Source organism: Zooshikella harenae (genome assembly GCF_018837975.1).
Lineage (GTDB): Bacteria > Pseudomonadota > Gammaproteobacteria > Pseudomonadales > Zooshikellaceae > Zooshikella > Zooshikella harenae.
The window spans coordinates 1-2910 of the sequence record NZ_JAGSOY010000174.1; the positions used below are offsets into that span (position 1 = coordinate 1).

At 40.1% G+C, this 2910-nt stretch carries 2 protein-coding genes; one reads left to right on the plus strand and one right to left on the minus strand.

The genetic code is table 11. The features are described 5' to 3' along the window. Positions 1 to 243 precede the first annotated feature (243 nt). A complete protein-coding gene (locus tag KCG35_RS24375; RefSeq protein WP_215822454.1) occupies positions 244 to 2007 on the plus strand; it encodes a sulfatase family protein in 1764 nt (587 codons plus the stop codon). Between the two features lie 249 nt (positions 2008 to 2256). On the opposite strand, the gene KCG35_RS24380 is transcribed toward KCG35_RS24375, so the two are convergent. Then, positions 2257 to 2910, minus strand: a 654-nt coding sequence (locus KCG35_RS24380) for an SIMPL domain-containing protein (RefSeq protein WP_215822455.1), incomplete at its 5' end; no start/stop codon positions are given.

Here is a 2910-nt window from a genome sequence, read left to right on the forward strand (position 1 = left end):
CCCCCTAGGAATACATATAGAGCCCAAAGAATTATTCTTTCTGGATGTTGATAACAAAATCACCACTGAAAATATCCCATTGTTTACAAAACCAGTAATTGGGAGATTTGTGTTACCGAATTAAAAACCTCAGTTAACAACCATTGAGGCTGGAACCGACCACAAGAAACCCATTTGGCGGATAGATAGCAGTCTACACTGAATGTGGGACTGCCCACATCTAATAATTATAGGGAAATTCTGATGAAAATTAACGGCAAACAACCTAACTTCCTGATTATCACCACCGATGAGGAAAGATTTCCACCACCTTACGAAAACCCTGAAGCAAAAGAGTACCGACTGAAGAACAGCCTGTGCCTTGGTCAAATGCGCCAACACGGAATAGAATTTGTTAATCACAACGCAGCATCAACTGCCTGTGCCCCAAGCAGAACATCCATCTATACTGGTCAATACCCATCATTACATGGTGTCAGTCAGACCCCAGGTATTGGCAAATCATCATTTGATCAGAATATGTTCTGGCTGGAGCCAAACACTGTACCCACCATGGGCTCGTGGTTTCGTCAGGCTGGTTATCAGACATACTATCGGGGCAAATGGCATTTGTCTGACGAAGATATTAACATACCAGGCACCCATACAGCGCTATTCAGTAATTCTACGACTGGCCAACCCTACCCCGAAAAAATCGAGTTGTATGGTAAAGCCAATCGCCTGGATAAATATGGATTTGATCAATGGATTGGCCCAGAGCCCCATGGTGCAGCAGAAAACAACTGTGGTACAGTTCGTGACCCGGGATTTGCTGATCAAGTATGCCGCACGCTAGCCATGCTAGACAAAGCAGCTCAAACCAAAGAAGAACAACAGCCATTTCTGCTAGTGTCTTCTTTTGTTAATCCGCACGATATTGTATTAATGCGCAACCCAAAATGGTTTGAAACTTTTTATCAACAAAAAAAAGCAGGTAATCTGCCCCATGTAACCGCAGCACCAAGTCAAAACGAAAGTCTGGCAGATAAACCCCGTTGCCAAAAAGACTATCTCTATACCTATCCCCATATGTTTATTCCCCAACCAACAGACGAAAGCTACCGCCAGTTTTACTATTTTTTAATGGCAGAAGTGAACAAACATATAAGCACCGTATATGAAGCATTGAAGAAAACGTCATTCTATGAAAATACTATAGTGGTGTTTACATCTGATCATGGTGAATTACTGGGCGCACACGGTGGCTTACACCAGAAATGGTATACCGCCTATCAGGAAGTATTAAACGTACCCCTAATAGTGTCTAACCCAATTTTGTTTGAAAAGTCTCGGCAGATGGATCTAACAACCTCTCATATCGATTTATTACCTACTTTATTGGGTCTAGCAGATGTTAATGTGGAAAGCACACGCCATGCTTTAGCTAAAAACCATAGTGAAGCCCGCCCTCTGGTGGGACGTGATTTATCAAAAGTGATACTAGACGAAGAAGCGCCAGTGGAGGAACCTATCTACTTTATGACCAACGATAACGTAGAAGTTGGTGCTGACATGACTAATCCGCTGACCGGTGTTGCCTACAATAGCGTTATTCAACCCAACTATATTGAAGCCATAGTGACCAAGCTGCCGGATTTAACTGGAGATACTCGCTGGAAGTATGTGCGTTATTATGACAATGCTCGTTACTATGCAGGTGAAGGAGTACTCGCAGGGCAAACTGGCAGTCGCCACGATGCGGGCAACCTGATTGGGACTGGTAATCCAGATGGAGTCACAACCAGTCGCTTTATTCCTAGCGAATATGAGTGCTATGATTTGACCACAGATCCCACCGAAGAAAACAATCTGCTCAGTCCATTATGTCCCAACCCCGTAAATCATCAGGTACTTAATGCACTCAAAGCGAATATGCAGGAACAGCGCAAAACTAAACGGCTACTGCCGCATAATATTAACAATGAAGAGGAACTTGAAAAAACCAGCAATGTTCCACTGAGAGACTAATGATTCATGTTAATAAATGCCGAAAAAAATAGCAGGAAAAACAAAATTCAGTTGCGGGCTACACGCGATTTAATTGTACTCATTTGTTGAACCTGCTATAAATAGAAATATATACCCATAACAAAGGTTTTTTAGGCGCAGCCATCAAGTGATGAAGCCCCAGGAGCTTATATTAAAGTGACTGGGGTGAAGAACGCTGACAACAAAGCCTAAAAATGATTTATGGAGGGGTATATTAATACCTCTCACTTACTCAAATGCAAATATAATAGATGCGCCGATTGAAAGTCTTGCTTTATTAAAATCAGGAATATCTTCTTTTATATGCTGATCAAATTTCGCTTCTTTAATAGCTATTTTTTTCTTCTCTGACGAACCAATTAACTCTGCAACTTTCTTCGCCTTAATATATATTATTTTTACAATTTTTTCTCTATACTGTTCTTTATTGTTTACCTCATAATAAATATCCTTTCCAGTTACTGTAATGTTATCATCAGATTCATAGTTTTTCGAAAATCCCTGCATAAAATCTAACGCAACAGCTATTTTTTTCGCCTTCAGCCAAAAGGAGTCTTTTTCTGCAAAATCGATGATCAAGTAAACGTTAAGATTAGAGTTTACATCTTCCTCTCTCTTATCAAAAAAAGTGATATCAATTTTTTTAGCATACTTCTTGGGCTTAAAAAAATCTGCTGGAGAAATAGAGAATGATGGTTCATTTAATGCGTTCAACTCTTCAAACAACTTATCTAAAACAGTTTTCGACTGACTAAGGGCAGTTGTATAAGACTTATCCATAGTTTGGATTGTCACTGGCAAATAAGCAACATCTGGTTTAACCTCTATTTCACCTTCAATGTCATATTGAAAGTTATGTTTATACATCTCGACTTTGGCCAT

What these genes read in the sequence shown, in the direction of transcription:
- KCG35_RS24375 (WP_215822454.1), top strand. Translation starts at nt 244, where the DNA reads ATGAAAATTAACGGCAAACAACCTAACTTCCTGATTATCACCACCGAT.